This is a genomic window from Streptomyces sp. NPDC059003, from assembly GCF_042740445.1.
Lineage (GTDB): Bacteria > Actinomycetota > Actinomycetes > Streptomycetales > Streptomycetaceae > Streptomyces.
On record NZ_JBHYJH010000114.1, the window covers coordinates 2,005 to 20,679 of the forward strand.

The 18,675-nt window shown below is 70.1% G+C and carries 16 protein-coding genes and 1 riboswitch; of the genes, 11 read left to right on the top strand and 5 right to left on the bottom strand.

All coding sequences use genetic code 11. The annotated features are described in order from the left end of the window. Positions 1–88 precede the first annotated feature (88 nt). Both ACFWZ5_RS31205 and ACFWZ5_RS31210 read right to left on the bottom strand, forming a co-directional pair. On the bottom strand, positions 89–1,651 hold the full coding sequence (locus tag ACFWZ5_RS31205; protein ID WP_384891610.1) for a hypothetical protein: 1,563 nt from the start codon (positions 1,649–1,651) through the stop codon (positions 89–91). Positions 1,652–1,771: 120 nt separating this feature from the next. Next, positions 1,772–1,999, bottom strand: a complete 228-nt coding sequence (locus tag ACFWZ5_RS31210; RefSeq protein ID WP_384796190.1) for a hypothetical protein — start codon at positions 1,997–1,999, stop codon at positions 1,772–1,774. A gap of 133 nt (positions 2,000–2,132) precedes the next feature. On the opposite strand from ACFWZ5_RS31210, the gene ACFWZ5_RS31215 reads away from it, so the two are divergent. Further along, the gene (locus ACFWZ5_RS31215; protein WP_384796192.1) at positions 2,133–3,107 is read left to right on the top strand and encodes a carbohydrate kinase family protein; all 975 of its coding nucleotides are present in this window, start codon (positions 2,133–2,135) and stop codon (positions 3,105–3,107) included. 98 nt (positions 3,108–3,205) lie between these two features. Here the strand turns inward: ACFWZ5_RS31215 and ACFWZ5_RS31220 are convergent, their stop codons facing one another. Then, positions 3,206–4,585, bottom strand: a complete 1,380-nt coding sequence (locus tag ACFWZ5_RS31220; protein WP_384796194.1) for a cysteine desulfurase/sulfurtransferase TusA family protein — start codon at positions 4,583–4,585, stop codon at positions 3,206–3,208. A gap of 375 nt (positions 4,586–4,960) precedes the next feature. Here ACFWZ5_RS31220 and coxB point away from each other — a divergent pair, with 375 nt between their 5' ends. From coxB to ACFWZ5_RS31240, 4 genes are all read left to right on the top strand, one after another. Then, the gene (gene coxB, locus ACFWZ5_RS31225) at positions 4,961–5,923 is read left to right on the top strand and encodes a cytochrome c oxidase subunit II (RefSeq protein WP_384796196.1); all 963 of its coding nucleotides are present in this window, start codon (positions 4,961–4,963) and stop codon (positions 5,921–5,923) included. Then, a complete protein-coding gene (gene ctaD, locus ACFWZ5_RS31230) occupies positions 5,920–7,656 on the top strand; it encodes a cytochrome c oxidase subunit I (protein ID WP_384796198.1) in 1,737 nt (578 codons plus the stop codon). The genes coxB and ctaD overlap by 4 nt, the downstream gene beginning before the upstream one ends. Further along, the gene (locus tag ACFWZ5_RS31235) at positions 7,653–8,051 is read left to right on the top strand and encodes a cytochrome c oxidase subunit 4 (RefSeq protein ID WP_384796200.1); all 399 of its coding nucleotides are present in this window, start codon (positions 7,653–7,655) and stop codon (positions 8,049–8,051) included. The genes ctaD and ACFWZ5_RS31235 overlap by 4 nt, the downstream gene beginning before the upstream one ends. A gap of 166 nt (positions 8,052–8,217) precedes the next feature. Beyond that, positions 8,218–9,468 carry an Ig-like domain-containing protein gene (locus ACFWZ5_RS31240; protein ID WP_384796202.1) on the top strand — a complete coding sequence of 417 codons (1,251 nt, stop codon included), beginning with the start codon at positions 8,218–8,220 and terminating at the stop codon, positions 9,466–9,468. A gap of 129 nt (positions 9,469–9,597) precedes the next feature. Here the strand turns inward: ACFWZ5_RS31240 and ACFWZ5_RS31245 are convergent, their stop codons facing one another. Next, positions 9,598–9,999 carry a hypothetical protein gene (locus ACFWZ5_RS31245; protein ID WP_384796204.1) on the bottom strand — a complete coding sequence of 134 codons (402 nt, stop codon included), beginning with the start codon at positions 9,997–9,999 and terminating at the stop codon, positions 9,598–9,600. A gap of 164 nt (positions 10,000–10,163) precedes the next feature. Between ACFWZ5_RS31245 and ACFWZ5_RS31250 the strand changes: the two genes are divergently transcribed. The 6 genes from ACFWZ5_RS31250 to ACFWZ5_RS31275 all read left to right on the top strand — a co-directional run bounded on the left by ACFWZ5_RS31250 (position 10,164) and on the right by ACFWZ5_RS31275 (position 17,437). Next, positions 10,164–10,784, top strand: a complete 621-nt coding sequence (locus ACFWZ5_RS31250) for a heme-copper oxidase subunit III (RefSeq protein WP_138959294.1) — start codon at positions 10,164–10,166, stop codon at positions 10,782–10,784. Positions 10,785–10,874: 90 nt separating this feature from the next. Beyond that, the gene (locus ACFWZ5_RS31255) at positions 10,875–11,684 is read left to right on the top strand and encodes a c-type cytochrome (RefSeq protein WP_384796207.1); all 810 of its coding nucleotides are present in this window, start codon (positions 10,875–10,877) and stop codon (positions 11,682–11,684) included. Beyond that, positions 11,681–12,775: a Rieske 2Fe-2S domain-containing protein gene (locus ACFWZ5_RS31260; protein ID WP_384796209.1), complete on the top strand. Its 1,095-nt coding sequence runs from the start codon at positions 11,681–11,683 to the stop codon at positions 12,773–12,775. Before ACFWZ5_RS31255 ends, ACFWZ5_RS31260 begins: the two co-directional genes overlap by 4 nt. Beyond that, on the top strand, positions 12,772–14,430 hold the full coding sequence (locus ACFWZ5_RS31265; RefSeq protein ID WP_384796211.1) for a cytochrome bc complex cytochrome b subunit: 1,659 nt from the start codon (positions 12,772–12,774) through the stop codon (positions 14,428–14,430). The genes ACFWZ5_RS31260 and ACFWZ5_RS31265 overlap by 4 nt, the downstream gene beginning before the upstream one ends. 152 nt (positions 14,431–14,582) lie before the next feature. Beyond that, positions 14,583–15,647, top strand: coding sequence for an anthranilate phosphoribosyltransferase (gene trpD, locus ACFWZ5_RS31270; protein WP_384796213.1), 1,065 nt, complete (start codon positions 14,583–14,585; stop codon positions 15,645–15,647). Positions 15,648–15,733: 86 nt separating this feature from the next. Continuing rightward, a riboswitch (SAM riboswitch) is annotated at positions 15,734–15,851 on the top strand. A gap of 188 nt (positions 15,852–16,039) precedes the next feature. Beyond that, positions 16,040–17,437 carry an aminotransferase class V-fold PLP-dependent enzyme gene (locus ACFWZ5_RS31275; protein WP_384796215.1) on the top strand — a complete coding sequence of 466 codons (1,398 nt, stop codon included), beginning with the start codon at positions 16,040–16,042 and terminating at the stop codon, positions 17,435–17,437. Here ACFWZ5_RS31275 and ACFWZ5_RS31280 read toward each other — a convergent pair. Further along, positions 17,392–18,615 carry a glycerate kinase gene (locus ACFWZ5_RS31280; RefSeq protein ID WP_384796217.1) on the bottom strand — a complete coding sequence of 408 codons (1,224 nt, stop codon included), beginning with the start codon at positions 18,613–18,615 and terminating at the stop codon, positions 17,392–17,394. The genes ACFWZ5_RS31275 and ACFWZ5_RS31280 overlap by 46 nt on opposite strands. Between the last annotated feature and the right edge of the window lie 60 nt (positions 18,616–18,675).

The window sequence follows — 18,675 nt, forward strand, 5'->3', positions numbered from 1 at the left end:
GGTGGGACGTACGAAGGCGGCGGTTCCCCTGCGGGGAGCCGCCGCCTTCGTGCGTCTGGGGTATCCGGGGTATCCGGGGTGTCCGGGGTTACGACCGCGGTGCGGGCTCGCCCTTCACCTCGCCCTTGTCGCGCGGCACCGCCTTGCCCCCGGTGGTGACGACCTTCCGGTCGCCGAGCGGCTCGGCGAGGCGCACCTTCAGCGTGTAGAACTGCGCCATCGCGACGCACACGGTGTCCTTCTTCGTGGTCTCGGTCACCTTCACGCTGACCAGCGACTCGTTCTCCTCGGCCGTCACCGCGTACGTGCCGCACACGCCGCCCGTGAAGTGCACCGTCAGATCCCGGCCCTCGGCGCTGTAGCCGTCGATCTTCATCTGGTGCGTGCGGGTGCCCGGGTCGCCCGGCCTGTCGGTGGGCCGGGGCGTCGGTACGCCGTCCCCGGGCCACGTCAGATACTTCGGGTCCACCGCCGGATGCGTCACCGTGAAGGCGTCCTTCGCGCCCTGCGGCTTCACCGCGAACAGCCACGACGGCACCAGCGTCTGGCGCCCGGCCACGAACTGCGAGGCCAGGCCGAACGTGGCGTCCTCGACGGCGATCGGCCTCGGCTTCGGCGGCACGGGCTCCGGCACGCAGCGCGTCCCCTCGTCCTTGCCGGGCCCGCTGCCCCCGTCCCCGGTCCCGGTCCTGCCGCCGTCCGCGTGCGGCACCGGCGTCGCACAGCCGCCGATGCCCACGCGGCCGTCGCCCCTGCCCTGCTTGTTCAGCAGGTCGAGGGCCTTCTCGGCGGAGACGACGGGGTACGTGGCGCCCTTGTGCGGCGCCAGTACGTTGCCGCTGCCGCCCGCCACCTTCCCGTCGGCGTCGACCTGGATCCCCGTCGACCAGCCGTACGTCGGCAGGCCGCCCACCTCCGGGTCGGCGTTCACCACCCGTACGGAACCCATGAGCTGGCGCGCGTCCAGCTTCGCGTCGTCCTGGCCGAGCGCCTTCAGGACGGGCGCCGCCGCCTTCTTCGCGGCCCGCTCGCTCACCGCGTCGCCGCTGTCGTCCGGGTGCGGGCGGTCCGGGGCGGTCGGCTTCGTCGAACACGGCTTGCCCTTCAGGCAGTTGTCGCCGCTCACGGGCACGTTCCGGCTGAAGGTCCAGGTGCCGGGCGCCTTCCTCGCCACCTGGAGGGACGGCCCCGAGCCGTCGTTGGCGGGGCCGATCCGCCAGGCGCCGCCCTGCGCGGTCGGCGTCCCCGACAGGCCGAGCGCCTTGGCGAGACGCGCCACCTGCTCCTTGGTGACCTCGCCGCGCGGCTCGTACACGGCGGCTGAATCCGGCCCGTCGGGCAGCTCGCCGACGGGCTTGTACGTCGCCCCGCTCGGGTCGGGCTCGCCCGGAGCGATGCCCTCCGGGTCGCCGGTGCCGCCGGTGCCGGGCTCCGACCGCTCCTGGTGTCCGTCCGTGTACCCGTCCAGGGCAAGCGGCGGCGGATCGCCGCCGTCGCCCGCCGTGGCGTCCCGGCCGCCGCCGTCACCGGACGACGCCGTCGCCAGATACGCCCCGCCGCCGCCCGCAAGCAGCACCGCGGCCGCGACCGAGGCGACCATCAGCGGGGAACGCCGCCGTCGTCGTTCGTCCTGCGTCTGCTCGGTGCTCACCGCATCGCTCCTTAGAACGCCCAGCTGTCCTGGAATCCATACACGGATCGAGGTCGTATATGGCATCCCCTCGACAGGGGACAGCGATGGGACGCGGCGGGGGAGCGCCCGGTTCCCGCCTCAGTCCCCGTACTCCGACATGCCGTCGATGAGCCGCGCGGACGCGGCCGGGACCGTGACCCCGTGGATCAGCGACAGCGGCACGGGCCCGGCCGCCGGCACGGCGGGCACCGCCCAGTGCGGGACCATGCGGGCGCAGTCGCCGCGCAGCGACTCCAGGCTTTCTGGAGCGTGCTCGGAGGGGTGCTGCGGGACGCTGTGCTTCGAGATCTTCGGGATAACGGCCATACCGGAACCGTATGCACCGCTCACCCGATGGAGAAAGACCTACTATTGGGTATTTTTGGCCAGTTCAATGATGGCTGTTCGACCGGATAGCGTTAACCGTCAACCCCTCGCCTCGCTGCAGGAGCTTCCCGCCGTGCGTATCGCAGTCACCGGCTCCATCGCCACCGACCACCTCATGTCCTTCCCCGGCCGCTTCGCCGACCAGCTCGTGGCCGACCAGCTGCACACGGTCTCCCTGTCCTTCCTCGTCGACGCCCTCGACGTACGCCGTGGCGGCGTCGGGGCCAACATCAGCTTCGGCATGGGCCAGCTCGGGACGCACCCGATCCTGGTCGGCGCCGCGGGCTCCGACTTCGACGAGTACCGGGCCTGGCTCGACCGGCACGGCGTGGACACCGCGTCGGTCCGGATCTCCGAGACGCTGCACACCGCCCGCTTCGTCTGCACCACCGACGCCGACCACAACCAGATCGGCTCCTTCTACACCGGCGCGATGAGCGAGGCCCGCTACATCGAGCTGAAGACCGTCGCCGACCGCGTCGGCGGCCTCGACCTCGTGCTGATCGGCGCCGACGACCCCGAGGCGATGCTGCGCCACACGGAGGAGTGCAAGACGCGGCAGATCCCCTTCGCCGCGGACTTCTCCCAGCAGATCGCCCGCATGACCGGCGACGACATCCGCACCCTCCTGGACGGCGCGACCTTCCTCTTCTCCAACGAGTACGAGAAGGGGCTCATCGAGTCCAAGACCGGCTGGAGCGACGCCGAGATCCTCGCCAAGGTCGGCCACCGCGTCACGACCCTCGGCGCCAACGGCGTGCGCATCGAGGCCGTCGGCCAGGACCCGATCGAGGTCGGCGTGCCGGAGGAGGAGGCTAAGGTCGAGCCGACCGGCGTCGGCGACGCGTTCCGCGCGGGCTTCCTGTCCGGCCTCGCCTGGGGCGTCTCCCACGAGCGCGCGGCCCAGGTGGGCTGCATGCTCGCGACCCTGGTCATCGAGACCACCGGCACCCAGGAGTACGAACTGCGGCGCAGCTCGTTCATGGAGCGCTTCACCAAGGCGTACGGCGACGCCGCCGCCGCGGAGGTCCAGGCCCACCTGGGCTGATCGTCCGGCTTCCCGCCGTGGGGGTGCTCCGCCGCTCCGCGGCGGATTTTTCCCCGCCCACCCACCCCTACAAAGGGGCGGGTGGGCGGGGAAAAACGCTAGCTGAGACGGCGGACCACGTAGGCCACCCCCCGCTCGCGCGCCTGCGCACCCTCGTACTCCTGCTTCTGCGTCCAGCACCACGCCGGGATGTCCACCGCCGCCACCTCGTCGTCCGCCAGGACGGTGACCGTGCCGCCCACGCGGACGCGGGGGAGGGCCTTGGCCAGCTCGATGACGGGGTGCGGGCAGCGCTCGCCGAGGGCGTCGACGGTGAGAGAGTCCAGGCTCGCCGTGGCCGCGGCGGCGACGGGGGCGCCGAGCTTCTCGCGGACGCCGGCCACCGCCCCGGGCAGGACGTCCAGGAAGCGCTCGACCTCCGCCGCCTCCGTGCCCAGGGGCAGGGAAACGCGGACGTTGCCCTCGCTGACCACGCCCATCGCCTTGAGCACATGGCTCGGCGTCAGCGTGCTGCTCGTGCACGAGGAGCCGGAGGAGACCGAGAAGCCCGCGCGGTCCAGCTCGTGCAGCAAGGTCTCTCCGTCGACATAGAGACAGGAGAAGGTGACGAGGTGGGGCAGGCGGCGCACCGGGTCGCCGACGACCTCCACGTCCGGCACGAGCTCCGGCACCCGCGCCCTGATCCGCTCCGTCAGCTCCCGCAGCCGCGCCTCGGCCCCCGCCGCCTCGGCCCGCACCGCCCGCAGCGCGGCCGCCGCCGCCACGATGCCCGGAATGTTCTCGAACCCGGCCGAGCGCCCCGACTCCCGCTCGTCCACCGGCCCTTGCGGCGCGAACCGCACCCCCTTGCGCACCACGAGCAGCCCCACCCCCGCAGGACCGCCCCACTTGTGCGCACTCGCGGCGAGCAGCGACCAGTCGCCCGCCACCGGCCCCCAGGCCAGCGACTGCGCCGCGTCCACGAGCAGCGGCACCCCGGCCGCCCGGCACGCCTCGGCGACCTCCGCGACCGGCTGCCGGGTGCCGACCTCGTGGTTGGCGGACTGCAGACAGGCGAGCGCGGTGTCCTCGCGGAGCGCGGCCGCGTACGCCTCCGGGCGCACCGCCCCGCCCCGGTCCACGGCGACCTCGGTCACCGCCCCGCCCGCACCCTCGTGGGCCGCCGCCGAATGGAGCACCGCCGAGTGCTCCACGGCGGACACCACGAGGTGCCGCCCCACCCGACGGCGCCCGGCGAGCGCGCCCGCCATGCCGTCGTACAGCGCCCGCGTACCGGACGAGGTGAACACGAGCTCGTCCGCCCGGCACCCCACGGCCTCCGCGGCCGCCTCCCGAGCGGCGTCAAGCAGCATCCGCGCCCGCCGCCCTTCCCGGTACAGCCGCGCCGGGTCGGCCCACCCCTCATCGAGGGACGCCTGGAGCGCCTGCCGGGCAACGGGATGAAGGGGAGCGGACGAGGCCACATCGAAGTACGTCACGCGGCAACGCTAAATCGTCCGGCCGAGAAAGCCCCCCGCCGGGGCCGCGCCCCGCAGGGGCGCGGGGCTGTGACATTGTGCGGCTCCGCCGCGTGGGCGCGACCAGCCGGAGTGGACCCGCACTCGCCCACGAGCAGAACGCGCCGAGTCGGATGGCGCCCCAAGCCCCCGTCAGATTCCGCTCCCCGGAGGGGCATCCCACCCCTTCAGAGTGACCCGCGGCGCGTTAGGCACCCTCCCCGCGCGACCCCAAATAGCGTCCAGTAGGGTTTGGTCCGCATAAACATCCAAACCCCTGCCCGACGCAGGGCGGCGACCGACCAGCGAGAAGGCCGCAGCCACACCGCGCGGGCGAGACTCTCGGGAAGGCGCTACGTGAGTCCCAACGGCTCCGACCGCTCGCCGCGGCGCCCGATGCGGCGGAAGCTGCTGCAGGCACTGACTGCGGGCCTGGTCCTGGTAACCGCCACCGGTTGCACATACAAGGACTTTCCCCGCCTGGGTATGCCGACCCCGGTCACGGAGGAGGCTCCGCGGATCCTCTCCCTCTGGCAGGGCTCGTGGGCGGCTGCGCTCGCCACGGGCGTGCTGGTCTGGGGCCTGATCCTGTGGAGCGTCATCTTCCACCGGCGCAGCCGCACCAAGGTGGAGGTCCCTCCGCAGACCCGCTACAACATGCCCATCGAGGCGCTGTACACGGTGGTTCCTCTCATCATCGTCTCGGTGCTCTTCTACTTCACCGCCCGCGACGAGTCGAAGCTCCTCGCGCTCGACGACAAGCCGGCCCACACGGTCAACGTGGTCGGCTACCAGTGGAGCTGGGGCTTCAACTACATCGAGGACGTGCCGGGGTCCACCAAGGACAACGCCCGCACGTCCAAGGACCTCGCGGCCATCCCGGACCGCTTCCGGGAGGACTTCCCGAAGAAGGCGGGCGGGGTCTACGAGGTCGGTACGCCGGGTGAGCGGAACCCGCAGACCGGCAACCCGGGCCCGACCCTCTGGCTCCCCAAGGGCGAGAAGGTCCGCTTCGTCCTCACTTCGCGTGACGTCATCCACTCCTTCTGGGTGGTGCCGTTCCTCATGAAGCAGGACGTCATCCCGGGCCACACCAACGCCTTCGAGGTGACTCCGAACAAGGAGGGCACCTTCATGGGCAAGTGCGCCGAGCTCTGCGGCGTCGACCACTCCCGGATGCTCTTCAACGTCAAGGTCGTCTCTCCCGAGCGCTACAAGAAGCACCTCGAGGACCTCGCGAAGAAGAACCAGACCGGTTACATCCCGGCCGGCATCGAGCAGACGGGCCACGAGAAGAACCGGGAGACGAACCAACTGTGAGCATCCTCAACGAACCCCAGGGTGCCGCGGCAGCAGACGACTCGTACGAGAACGAACTGCCGGTCAGGCGCAAGCAGCCGGGAAATGTCGTCGTCAAGTGGCTGACCACCACTGACCACAAGACGATCGGCACGCTCTATCTGGTCACGTCGTTCGCGTTCTTCTGCATCGGCGGCGTCATGGCGCTCTTCATGCGCGCCGAGCTCGCCCGCCCGGGTACGCAGATCATGTCGAACGAGCAGTTCAACCAGGCGTTCACGATGCACGGCACGATCATGCTGCTGATGTTCGCGACGCCGCTGTTCGCGGGCTTCGCGAACTGGATCATGCCGCTCCAGATCGGCGCGCCCGACGTGGCGTTCCCGCGCCTGAACATGTTCGCCTACTGGCTGTACCTGTTCGGCTCGCTCATCGCGGTGGGCGGCTTCCTGACGCCGAACGGCGCGGCCGACTTCGGCTGGTTCGCCTACAGCCCGCTGTCGGACGCGGTCCGCAGCCCGGGCATCGGCGCCGACATGTGGATCATGGGTCTGGCCTTCTCCGGCTTCGGCACGATCCTCGGCTCGGTCAACTTCATCACCACGATCATCTGCATGCGCGCACCCGGCATGACGATGTTCCGCATGCCGATCTTCACGTGGAACGTGCTGCTGACCGGTGTCCTGGTCCTGCTCGCCTTCCCGGTCCTCGCGGCCGCCCTGTTCGCCCTGGAGGCGGACCGCAAGTTCGGCGCCCATATCTTCGACGCCGGCAATGGCGGCGCGCTGCTATGGCAACACCTCTTCTGGTTCTTCGGACACCCAGAGGTGTACATCATCGCCCTACCATTCTTCGGAATCATTTCCGAGGTCATTCCGGTCTTCTCCCGGAAGCCGATGTTCGGCTACATGGGCCTGGTCGGCGCGACCATCGCGATCGCCGGTCTTTCCGTGACGGTGTGGGCGCACCACATGTACGTCACAGGCGGCGTACTGCTTCCGTTCTTCTCCTTCATGACGTTCCTCATCGCCGTACCGACAGGCGTGAAGTTCTTCAACTGGATCGGAACGATGTGGAAGGGGTCCTTGAGTTTCGAGACCCCGATGCTCTGGGCGATCGGCTTCCTGATCACCTTCACCTTCGGTGGTCTGACCGGCGTCATCCTGGCGTCGCCGCCGATGGACTTCCACGTGTCGGACTCGTACTTCGTGGTCGCGCACTTCCACTACGTCATCTTCGGCACCGTGGTGTTCGCGATGTTCGCCGGATTCCACTTCTGGTGGCCCAAGTTCACCGGCAAGATGCTGGACGAGCGGCTCGGCAAGATCACGTTCTGGACGCTGTTCGTGGGCTTCCACGGCACGTTCCTGGTGCAGCACTGGCTGGGTGCCGAGGGCATGCCGCGGCGTTACGCGGACTACCTCGACGCCGACGGCTTCACCGCCCTGAACACGATCTCGACGATCGCCTCGTTCCTGCTCGGCCTGTCGATCCTGCCGTTCTTCTACAACGTCTGGAAGACCGCCAAGTACGGCAAGAAGATCGAGGTCGACGACCCGTGGGGCTACGGCCGCTCCCTGGAGTGGGCCACGTCCTGCCCGCCGCCGCGGCACAACTTCCTCACGCTGCCGCGCATCCGTAGCGAATCCCCGGCGTTCGACCTGCACCACCCGGAGATCGCCGCACTCGACCAGCTCGAGAACGCCGGTCACGGCGAGAAGGCCCTCGCTGGCAACAAGGAGGCCGGCAAGTGAAGATCCAGGGCAAGATGTTCATCTGGCTGAGCGTCTTCGTACTGGCCATGGCGATCGTCTATGGCTGGTGGTCGAAGGAGCCCGCCGGTACCACCGCGCTCTTCCTGGCCTTCGGCCTGTGCATCATGATCGGCTACTACCTGGCCTTCACGGCCCGGCGGGTCGACGCTGCCGCGCAGGACAACAAGGAAGCCGACGTCGCGGACGAGGCCGGCGAGGTGGGCTTCTTCAGCCCGCACAGCTGGCAGCCGCTCTCCCTGGCCGTCGGTGGCGCGCTCGCCTTCATGGGCGTCGTCTTCGGCTGGTGGCTGCTCTACTTCTCGGCCCCGATCATCCTGATCGGCCTGTGGGGCTGGGTCTTCGAGTACTACCGCGGCGAGAACCAGACCCAGTAGGTCTCCCGCACGCACGGCCCCGAGGGGCCCGGACACTCCGTCAGGAGCGTCCGGGCCCCTCGGGCTTTTCCCCGGCCGTTCACTCAGCCGTCCACTCGGCCGTCCGGGGGACCTCGTACGGGTCACTCCGCGCGCCGGACTTGATGAACCTTCATACCGTGTGCTCATGAGACACTCACCGCGAATCCGCACGGTACTCAGCTGCACCCTGCTGGTGGTCGCCCTCGGCGCGGGCACCGCGGCCTGCGGCTTCGACGGTCATCCGCTCTCGGCCAAGCCGTACGACGCGGCGAGCCAGATCGCCTTCAACGGCCCCGCGGGCAGCAGCGGGAAGGCCGACCCGGACAAGCCCCTGGAAGTCACCGCACAGGGCGACGACGGGCGCATCACGGACGTCACGGCCACCGACCAGATGGGCCGGTACGTGGCGGGCGAGCTCACCGCCGACGGCTCCCGCTGGCACAGCACGGCGCCCCTCGCGGCGGGCGCCCACTACACGGTGCGGGTCAGCACGGAGGACGACGAGGGCGCACCCGGCCGCAAGGTCATGTCCTTCGACACCGCGACCCCCGAGAAGAAGCGCCGCCTGAAGGTCACCTTCGGCCCCGACGCGGGCAAGTACGGCGTCGGCCAGCCCGTCACGGCGAAGCTCAGCGCCCCCGTCAAGGCCAAGGAGGCCAGGGCCGTCGTGGAGCGGGCGCTCAAGGTCCAGTCGCAGCCCGCCACGGAGGGCGCCTGGCACTGGGTGGACAGCAGGACGCTGCACTACCGCCCCAAGGAGTACTGGCCCACCCACGCCACCATCACCGCGCGCAGCAACCTGGAGGGCGTCAAGGTCACCGACAGGCTCTGGGGCGCCGAGGCCAAGCCGCTGAAGCTGACCACCGGCGACAAGATCGTGGCCGTGACGGACGCCTCATCGCACTGGATGACGGTCTACCGCAACGGCGAGGAGATCAACTCCATGCCGGTGACCACCGGCAAGCCCGGCTACTCCACGCGCAACGGCATCAAGGTGGTGCTCGGCAAGGAGTACGTGGTCCGCATGACCAGCGCCAGCATCGGCGCCTCGGACTTCTACGACAAGATGGTCTACTACGCGACCAGGGTCACCGACAGCGGCGAGTACGTCCACGCGGCCCCCTGGTCGGTGGGCTCCCAGGGCTACGAGAACACCAGCCACGGCTGCACCGGCATGAGCACGGGCAACGCCGCCTGGTTCTACGAGACCGTCCGCCCCGGCGACATCGTGGAGGTCGTCAACAGCTACGGCGCCGACATGGACCCGTTCGGCAACGGCTACGGCGACTGGAACGTGAGCTGGAAGAAGTGGCGCAAGGGCAGCGCCCTCCTGGAGGGCACCAGAGAAGGCACCCGTCCGGAGGACAACGCGCGACTGCGCCCCGAGTCGGTCTGACGGGGCTGAGCGGGGGAGGGCGGGCCGTGCCCCGAAGGGGCGCGGGGCTGTGACATTTGCGGCTCCGCCGCGGGGCGCGAGCAACCCAAAACGACCCGCACCCGCCAGACGGCAGAGGGAACCGAGCTATCAGGCGCTCAGGGCGGCCCGAGACCGCAGCAGAGAGGCCAACGCGGAGGCAAACTCGACGGGCTCGACCGGCAAGGTCACCGCCGCCTCCGCACGGCTCCACGTGGCCAGCCAGGCGTCCTGCGGCCGCCCCATGAGCAGCAGCACCGGCGGAGCCTGGAAGACCTCGTCCTTGATCTGCCGGCACACGCCCATCCCGCCCGCGGGAACGGCCTCGCCGTCAAGGACGCAGACGTCGATACCGCCCTGATCGAGCTCCTTCAGGACCGCCGGGAGCGTCGCGCACTCGACGAAGCGGACCTCGGGAACATCGGTGGCCGGCCTGCGCCCGGTGGCGAGGCGGATCTGCTCTCGGGTGCTCGCGTCGTCGCTGTAGACCAGCACCGTGGCGGTCGGCTGCATGGTTCCTCCGCATCGTCGAGGGATCTCGCGCGGATGCTACTCCTCCCGACACCCCGTCAACACCGGTTCGGACGGTGCTCCGATGGGCCATCCGGGCAGGACACACGCCGCAGACACTCCGAACGGGACCCCCCGGGGTGAGGGCGGGATAAGCGACCGACATAATGTCGGTCGTGGCGACAGCAACGACAGTAGACACCGGGCACGCGCACCCGCCGGTCAATCGACCGAACCTCACCAGCGTCGGAACCATCATCTGGCTGAGTTCCGAGCTGATGTTCTTCGCGGCCCTCTTCGCGATGTACTTCACCCTGCGATCGGTGACCGGTCCCGACCACTGGAAGGAAATGGCCGATGCCCTGAACTTCCCGTTCTCGGCGACCAACACCACGATCCTGGTCCTCTCCTCCCTCACCTGTCAGCTCGGCGTTTTCGCCGCCGAGCGCGGTGATGTGAAGAAGCTCCGGATGTGGTTCATCGTCACCTTCATCATGGGTGCGATCTTCATCGGCGGCCAGGTCTTCGAGTACACCGAGCTGGTCAAGCACGAGGGCCTTTCGCTCTCGTCGGACCCGTACGGCTCGGTGTTCTACCTGACCACCGGTTTCCACGGACTGCATGTGACGGGTGGTCTCATCGCCTTCCTGCTGGTCCTCGGCCGCACGTACGCGGCCCGTAGGTTCACCCACGAGCAGGCGACCGCCGCCATCGTCGTGTCCTACTACTGGCACTTCGTCGATGTCGTCTGGATCGGCCTCTTCGCCACGATCTACATGATCAAGTAGTCGGGCGAGGGGTCCCGGCCCGCCGGGCACCCGACCATCCGACACAGTCCAGAAGCATCGACGCAGAAGATCCTGACACCGGGGTAATCCGTGAAAAAGCTCTCCGCACGACGACGCCATCCGCTGGCGGCGGTCGTCGTTCTACTCCTCGCGCTGGCGGCCACCGGGGGGCTGTACGCCGCGTTCGCGCCGGCGGACAAGGCGCAGGCCGACGAAACCGCTCAGTCCCTCGCCATCGACGAGGGCAAGAAGCTCTATGCCGTGGGCTGCTCCAGCTGCCACGGAACCGGCGGTCAGGGCACCACCGACGGCCCGAGCCTGGTGGGCGTCGGCGCCGCAGCCGTCGACTTCCAGGTCGGCACCGGCCGCATGCCGCTGCAGCAGCAGGGCGCCCAGGCGCCGAAGAAGAAGGTCATCTACAGCCAGGCCGAGATCGACCAGCTGGCCGCGTACGTCGCCTCGCTCGGCGCCGGTCCCTCCGTGCCGACCAAGAAGCAGGTCAGCCCCGAGGGCGCCGACATCGCCAAGGGCGGCGAGCTGTTCCGTACGAACTGCGCGCAGTGCCACAACTTCACCGGTGAGGGTGGCGCGCTGACCCACGGCAAGTTCGCGCCGAGCCTCGAGGGCGTCAGCCCGAAGCACATCTACGAGGCCATGCAGACCGGCCCGCAGAACATGCCGTCCTTCCCCGACACCACGATGCCGGAGAAGAACAAGAAGGAAATCATCGCGTACATCGACGCGGTCAACGGTGAGAAGACCGAGAGCCCGGGCGGTCTCAAGCTGGGCGGTCTCGGACCGGTCAGCGAGGGCCTGTTCGCCTGGATCTTCGGCCTCGGCGCGCTGATCGCGACCGCCGTGTGGGTCGCCGCCCGGACCGCAAAGGCCAAGAAGTCATGAGCAGCCAAGAAACCCCAGAAGAGAACCTGCCCAGCGCGCAGGAATCCGAGCACGGTGCGGGAGGGGGCACCCCCGCCCGAACGAAGTTGAGGGTGGGGGAGGTTGCAGGCACGGACAACCCGTTCGCGGACCCCGGGCTGCCGCCCCACGAGCACCGCGTCCAGGACATCGACGAGCAGGCCGCCAAGCGCTCCGAGCGCACGGTCGCCCTGCTGTTCACGGTGTCGATGCTCGCCACCGTCGGCTTCATCGCCTCGTACGTGGCGTTCCCGGTCGACAAGAACGTCTACATCTGGCCGATCGGGCACATCAGCGCGCTCAACTTCGCGCTCGGCATGACCCTCGGCATCGCGCTCTTCTGCATCGGCGCGGGCGCGGTCCACTGGGCCCGCACCCTGATGTCCGACGTGGAGATCGCCGACGAGCGGCACCCGATCGAGGCCGAGCCCGAGGTCAAGGCCAAGGTCCTCGACGACTTCGCGCAGGGCGCGAAGGAGTCGGCGATCGGCCGCCGCAAGCTGATCCGCAACACGATGTTCGGCGCCCTCACCCTCGTACCGCTCTCCGGTGTCGTCCTGCTGCGTGACCTCGGTCCGCTGCCGGAGGACAAGCTGCGGCACACGCTGTGGTCCAAGGGCAAGCTGCTCGTGAACATGAACACGAACGAGCCGCTGCGCCCCTCGGACGTCGCCGTGGGCTCCCTCACCTTCGCCAAGCCGGAGGGCCTCGAGGAGCACGACCACGACTTCCAGACCCAGATCGCCAAGGCCGCCCTGATGATCGTCCGGCTCCAGCCGGCCGACATCAAGGACAAGCGCGAGCTGGAGTGGTCGCACGAAGGCGTCGTCGCGTACTCCAAGATCTGCACCCACGTGGGCTGCCCGATCTCCCTGTACGAGCAGCAGACGCACCACGTCCTCTGCCCGTGCCACCAGTCCACCTTCGACCTCTCCGACGGTGCCCGAGTGATCTTCGGCCCGGCCGGTCACGCGCTGCCGCAGCTGCGCATCGGCGTGAACGAGGAGGGCTACCTCGAGGCGCTCGGCGACTTCGAAGAGCCCGTCGGTCCTGCCTTCTGGGAGCGCGGATGAGCACCGAGAACAACACGTCGCCAGCGGCGTCGGCCGCGTCGGCCGACAGCCGCAAGAAAGCGCCCGCCGGTGAGCGGGTCGCCGACTGGGCCGACGGCCGCCTGGGGATCTACTCCCTGGCCAAGGCCAACATGCGCAAGATCTTCCCGGACCACTGGTCCTTCATGCTCGGTGAGATCTGCCTCTACAGCTTCATCATCATCATCCTCACGGGTGTGTATCTGACGCTGTTCTTCCACCCGTCGATGAACGAGGTGGAGTACCACGGCAGCTACGTGCCCCTGCAGGGCCAGCTGATGTCCGAGGCGTTCAACTCGACCATGCACATCTCCTTCGATGTGCGCGGTGGTCTGCTGATCCGGCAGATCCACCACTGGGCGGCGCTGATCTTCCTCGCCGGCATGTTCGTGCACATGATGCGCGTGTTCTTCACCGGCGCGTTCCGCAAGCCGCGTGAGGTCAACTGGCTGTTCGGCTTCCTGCTGTTCGTCCTCGGCATGTTCACCGGCTTCACCGGTTACTCGCTCCCGGACGACCTGCTCTCCGGCACCGGTGTCCGCTTCATGCAGGGCGCGATCCTGTCGGTGCCGATCGTCGGCACGTACATCTCGATGTTCCTGTTCGGCGGCGAGTTCCCCGGCGGCGACTTCGTGGCCCGGTTCTACTCGGTCCACATCCTGCTGCTGCCGGGCATCATGCTCGGCCTCGTGGTGGCGCACCTGATCCTGGTCTTCTACCACAAGCACACGCAGTTCGCGGGCCCCGGCAAGACCAACAAGAACGTCGTCGGCATGCCGCTGCTCCCGGTCTACATGGCCAAGGCCGGAGGCTTCTTCTTCCTGGTCTTCGGCATCATCGCGGCCATCGCGGCGATCGCCTCGATCAACCCGATCTGGGCGCTCGGCCCGTACCGCCCGGACCAGGTGTCCACCGGCGCCCAGCCCGACTGGTACATGGGCTTCGCCGAGGGTCTGATCCGTGTCATGCCGGGCTGGGAGATCAACCTCTGGGGCCACACGCTGGTCCTGGGCGTGTTCATCCCGCTGATCATCTTCCCGCTGGTCCTGGTGGCCATCGCGGTCTACCCGTTCATCGAGTCCTGGGTCACCGGCGACAAGCGCGAGCACCACATCCTGGACCGCCCGCGCAACGCCCCGACCCGTACCGCCTTCGGTGTCGCCTGGATCACCGCGTACATGGTGATGCTGGTCGGTGGTGGAAACGACCTGTGGGCCACGCACTTCCACCTGTCGCTGAACGCCATCACCTGGTTCGTCCGGATCTTCTTCTTCGTCGGACCGGTCATCGCGTTCGTCGTCACCAAGCGGATCTGCCTGGGCCTCCAGCGGCGCGACAAGGACAAGGTGCTTCACGGGCGCGAGTCCGGCATCATCAAGCGCCTGCCGCACGGCGAGTTCATCGAAGTGCACGAGCCGCTCGACCAGGAGAAGCTGCACACCCTCACCGCGCACGAGCAGTACAAGCCGGTCGAGATCGGCCCGACGGTCGACGAGAACGGCGTGGAGCGCAAGGTGAAGGGCGCGCAGAAGCTGCGGGCCAAGCTGTCCGAGGGCATGTACGGCGAGGACAGCCAGATCCCCAAGCCCACGGTCGAGGAGTACAAGGAGATCACCAGCGGTCACGGCCACCACTGATCGCCTTCTGAGCTGACGCTCCGACCTCACGGTCGCCACGGCAAGAGCCCCGTCCAGTGCATGGACGGGGCTCTTTGCCGTGCCCGGGGCTGGATAGGGTGGACCCACCCCAAGTGCTTGGGATGTCTTCGTCTACGAACCCAGGAGCGGCCATGAGCGCTGTGACCCCCGCAGGAGGCGACACCGCGGCGGCCCGTTCCTGGCCCGACGTGCTGAACGGACTGCTCGAAGGGCGCGACCAGAGCGCCGACGACACGGCCTGGGCGATGGACCGCATCATGCGCGGCGAGGCGTCGGACGCGCAGATCGCCGCCTTCGCGGTGGCCCTGCGCGCCAAGGGCGAGACCGTGGAGGAGATCACCGGTCTGGTACGGGCGATGTACGCGCACGCCCATGTGATCGACGTGCCGGGCCCGACCGTCGACATCGTCGGCACCGGCGGCGACGGCGCCAAGACCGTGAACATCTCCACCATGTCCGCGATCGTCGTCGCCGGGACCGGCGCGAAGGTCGTCAAGCACGGCAACCGCGCGGCGTCCAGCGCGTCCGGGGCCTCCGACGTCCTGGAGAAGCTCGGCGTCAACCTGGAGCTGACGCCGGAGCGGGTGCGGCAGGTCGCGGACGAGGCCGGCATCACCTTCTGCTTCGCGGTGAAGTTCCACCCCGCGCTGCGGCACGTCGCGCCCGCGCGGCGCGAGCTGGGCATCCGGACGACGTTCAACTTCCTCGGCCCGCTCACCAACCCCGCCCGGGTGCGGGCGCAGGCCACCGGCGTGGCCGACACGCGGATGGCGCCGATCCTCGCCGGCGTCCTCGCCGAGCGCGGCTCGTCGGCGCTCGTCTTCCGCGGCGACGACGGCCTCGACGAGCTCACCACGACGGCCACGTCCCGGGTGTGGGTGGTACGCGAAGGGGGCGTCCGCGAGGAGGCCTTCGACCCGCGGGACGTCGGCATCGGCCTGGTCCCGGTCGAGGCGCTGCGGGGCGCCGACGCCTCGTACAACGCGGAGGTCGCGCGGCGGCTCCTCGACGGGGAGACCGGACCGGTGCGGGACGCGGTGCTGCTGAACGCGGCGGCGGCGCTCGTCGCCCTGGAGCCGGGCGACGCCACTCTGGTGGCGCAGCTCAAGGCCGGCATGGCGAAGGCCGCGGAGTCGATCGACTCGGGCGCGGCGCGGGCCGCGCTCGCGCGCTGGGTCGCGGCCAGCAACCGCTGAGCGCCCTTCGGGTGTGGCGCACACCGCAGTCCGGATCCTGGACTGCGGTGTTGCGCCTTGAAGATCGTGTGGCAAGATGCTGCGCAGGTCATGAGTAACAGCGACTACGGCCCCGGCCCGCTGTTCGGCAACCCTCCGTCCGTGGCGGGGTGCCCCGGGTGAAGACCAGGCGGTGGACAGCAAGGTTCACCGCAAGCGCGGACCCCTCGCGTCACCAGGGGTCCTGGTCGTCGAGGGAGCAGTCTCGTGAGCCAGCGAATGCGATAGGGCCTCGGGCCCCGTTTCCGTACCCCCTTTCACCCTTTCTCTCCTGTGCCGTCGACCGGTCCTGACGGGTTCCGTCGACCGAGGTCCGGCGCAGCGATGTCGCTTGCCTTCTACGGGAGTTCGCCATGCCTGCCACCACCGCTGTCACCGAGTCCGCCGCGAAGTCCGCCGAGTCCGCCGACCCCTGCTGCGCCGAGCCGCTGCCCGTGCTCGGCCGTGATGTCACCGTCCCCCTCGTCACCGGCGGCGAGGTGACGTACGCCGCGCTCGACTACGCGGCCAGCGCGCCGGCCCTGCAGCGGGTGTGGGACGACGTGGCCGCGTACGCGCCGTACTACGGCAGCGTGCACCGCGGCGCCGGATATCTGTCGCAGCTGTCCACCGACCTCTTCGAGAACTCGCGGCAGGCCGTCGCGGAGTTCCTCGACTGCCGGGACGGGGACCAGGTGATCTTCACTCGGTCCACCACCGACTCGCTCAACCTGCTCGCCGCCGTCGTCCCCGCCGACTGCCAGGTCTTCGTCTTCGAGACCGAGCACCACGCCTCGCTCCTTCCGTGGCGCGACGCCCGCGTCACCTACCTGAACGCCCCCCGCACCCACGAGGAAGCCGTCCGGACCCTGGAGCGCGCCCTCGCCGACCGCGAGCCCTACGGTCCCGCCCTGGTGTGCGTGACCGGCGCGTCGAACGTGACGGGCGAGCTGTGGCCGGTGCGCGAGCTGGCCGCCGCCGCGCACGCGCACGGCGCCCGGATCGTCCTCGACGCCGCCCAGCTCGCGCCCCACCACCCCGTCTCCGTACGGGAGTTGGACGTCGACTGGGTCGCCTTCTCCGGGCACAAGCTGTACGCGCCGTTCGGCTCCGGCGTGCTCGCCGGGCGGGCCGACTGGCTGCGCGGCGCCGAGCCCTACCTCGCGGGCGGCGGCGCCTCGCGGAAGGTGACGCGGCGCACCGACGGGGGAGTGGACGTCGAGTGGCACGACTCGGCGGCGCGGCACGAGGCCGGCTCGCCCAACGTCATCGGGGTCTACTCCATCGCCTCCGCCTGCAAGGCCCTGCGGGACGCCGGGTTCGACGCGCTCGTCGAGCGCGAGCGGCACCTGATCCGCGCGGTGCGGGACGGGCTCGCCGAGGTGCCGCAGGTGCGGGTGCTCTCGCTGTTCGGGGACGACGCGCCGCGCGTGGGCGTCATCTCGTTCGTCGTGGACGGGTGGAACAGCTCGCACTTCGCGGCCGCGCTGTCCGCCGAGTACGGGATCGGCGTGCGCGACGGGCTCTTCTGTGCGCACCCGCTGGTGCGCACCCTGCTCGGCAGCGAGCCCGACGAGCCCGGCGAGTGCGGCGCCCCGGAGGCCGCGCCCGGCGAACGGTCGCTCAACGCCATCCGGGTGAGCTTCGGCGCGGGCACCCCCGACGAGCACGTGGAGCGGTTCGTACGGGCCGTCAAGGAGCTCGTCGCCGACGGTGCGCGGTGGAACTACCGTACGGAGGACGGGCGTTGCGTGCCGGACACCGCCGCCTGATCCGCCGCGTGACCCTCTGCCGGGGCCGGGAGGCGTGAGCCGAGCTGGATCATCCTGAGCGCCCGTTCGGTCGCGTCGGTGAGGAACTCGGCCCCGCGGCCCAGGGCCTCCGTCAGCGACACCGGTGCGGGCAGGATGGCGCTGTACGCGTCCACGCCCTCCGCCCGCACCAGGTGCGCGCCCTCGCCGATGGTGCCCGCGAGCGCCAGGACCGGGCGGCCGGACCGCTTGGCACGGCGGGCCACTTCGGCCGGGACCTTGCCGCGGGGCGTCTGGTGGTCGAGGGCGCCCTCGGCGGTGACGACCAGGTCGGCGCGGGCGAGCCGGGCGTCCAGGTCGACCTGGTCCAGGAACACGTCGAAGCGCGGGAGCAGCCGGCCCCCGAGCGCTGCGAGGCCCGCGCCGAGGCCGCCGGACGCGCCGGTGCCGGGGCCCCGGAAGAGGTCGACGCTGAGGCCCAGGTCCCGGGTCAGGATGTACGCCCAGTGTTCGAGGCCCGCCGCGAGCTCCTCCACCTGGGTCGGGGTCGCGCCCTTCTGCGGGCCGAAGACGCGGGCCACGCCGTGCTCGCCGCACAGGACGTTGTGCGGGTTGCAGGCGACGAGGAGCTCGGTCGCGGCCAGGCGCGGGTCGAGGTGGGTCGCGTCGATGTGGTGCAGACGCGACAACTCCCGGCCGCCGCGCGGGAGTTCCCACCCGTCGCCGTCCAGGAGCCGGACGCCGAGGGCCTGGAGGGCGCCGGCGCCGCCGTCCGACGTACCGGAGTCGCCGCAGCCGACGAGCACGCGGCGCGCGCCCGTGTCGAGCGCGGCCCGGATCAGCTCACCCACGCCGTACGTCGTGGTGGCCCCCGGGTCGCGCAGGTCCCGCGGCACCAGGCCGAGCCCCGCCGCCGCGGCCATCTCGACGACGGCGGTGCGGCCGGAGTCGAGCAGCGCGAAGTGGGTGCCGATGCGCTCGCCGACCGGGCCGGTCGCGGGCAGCGCGACGAGCCGCCCGCCGGGGGTCGTGGCGAGCGCCTTGGCGGTGCCTTCGCCGCCGTCCACCAGCGGGATCAGGTCGACCACGGCGTCGGGCACGACGCGGCGCACGCCGACGGCAATGGCCTCGGCGGCGGCCTGCGCGGACAGGGACTCCTTGAAGCCGCTGGGGGCGATGGCTACTTGGGTCAGGGGCATGGGGGGCTCCTTGGTGGGGGACGGGTGTTGGGCGGGGTGAGGGGTGAGGGGTGAGGGGTG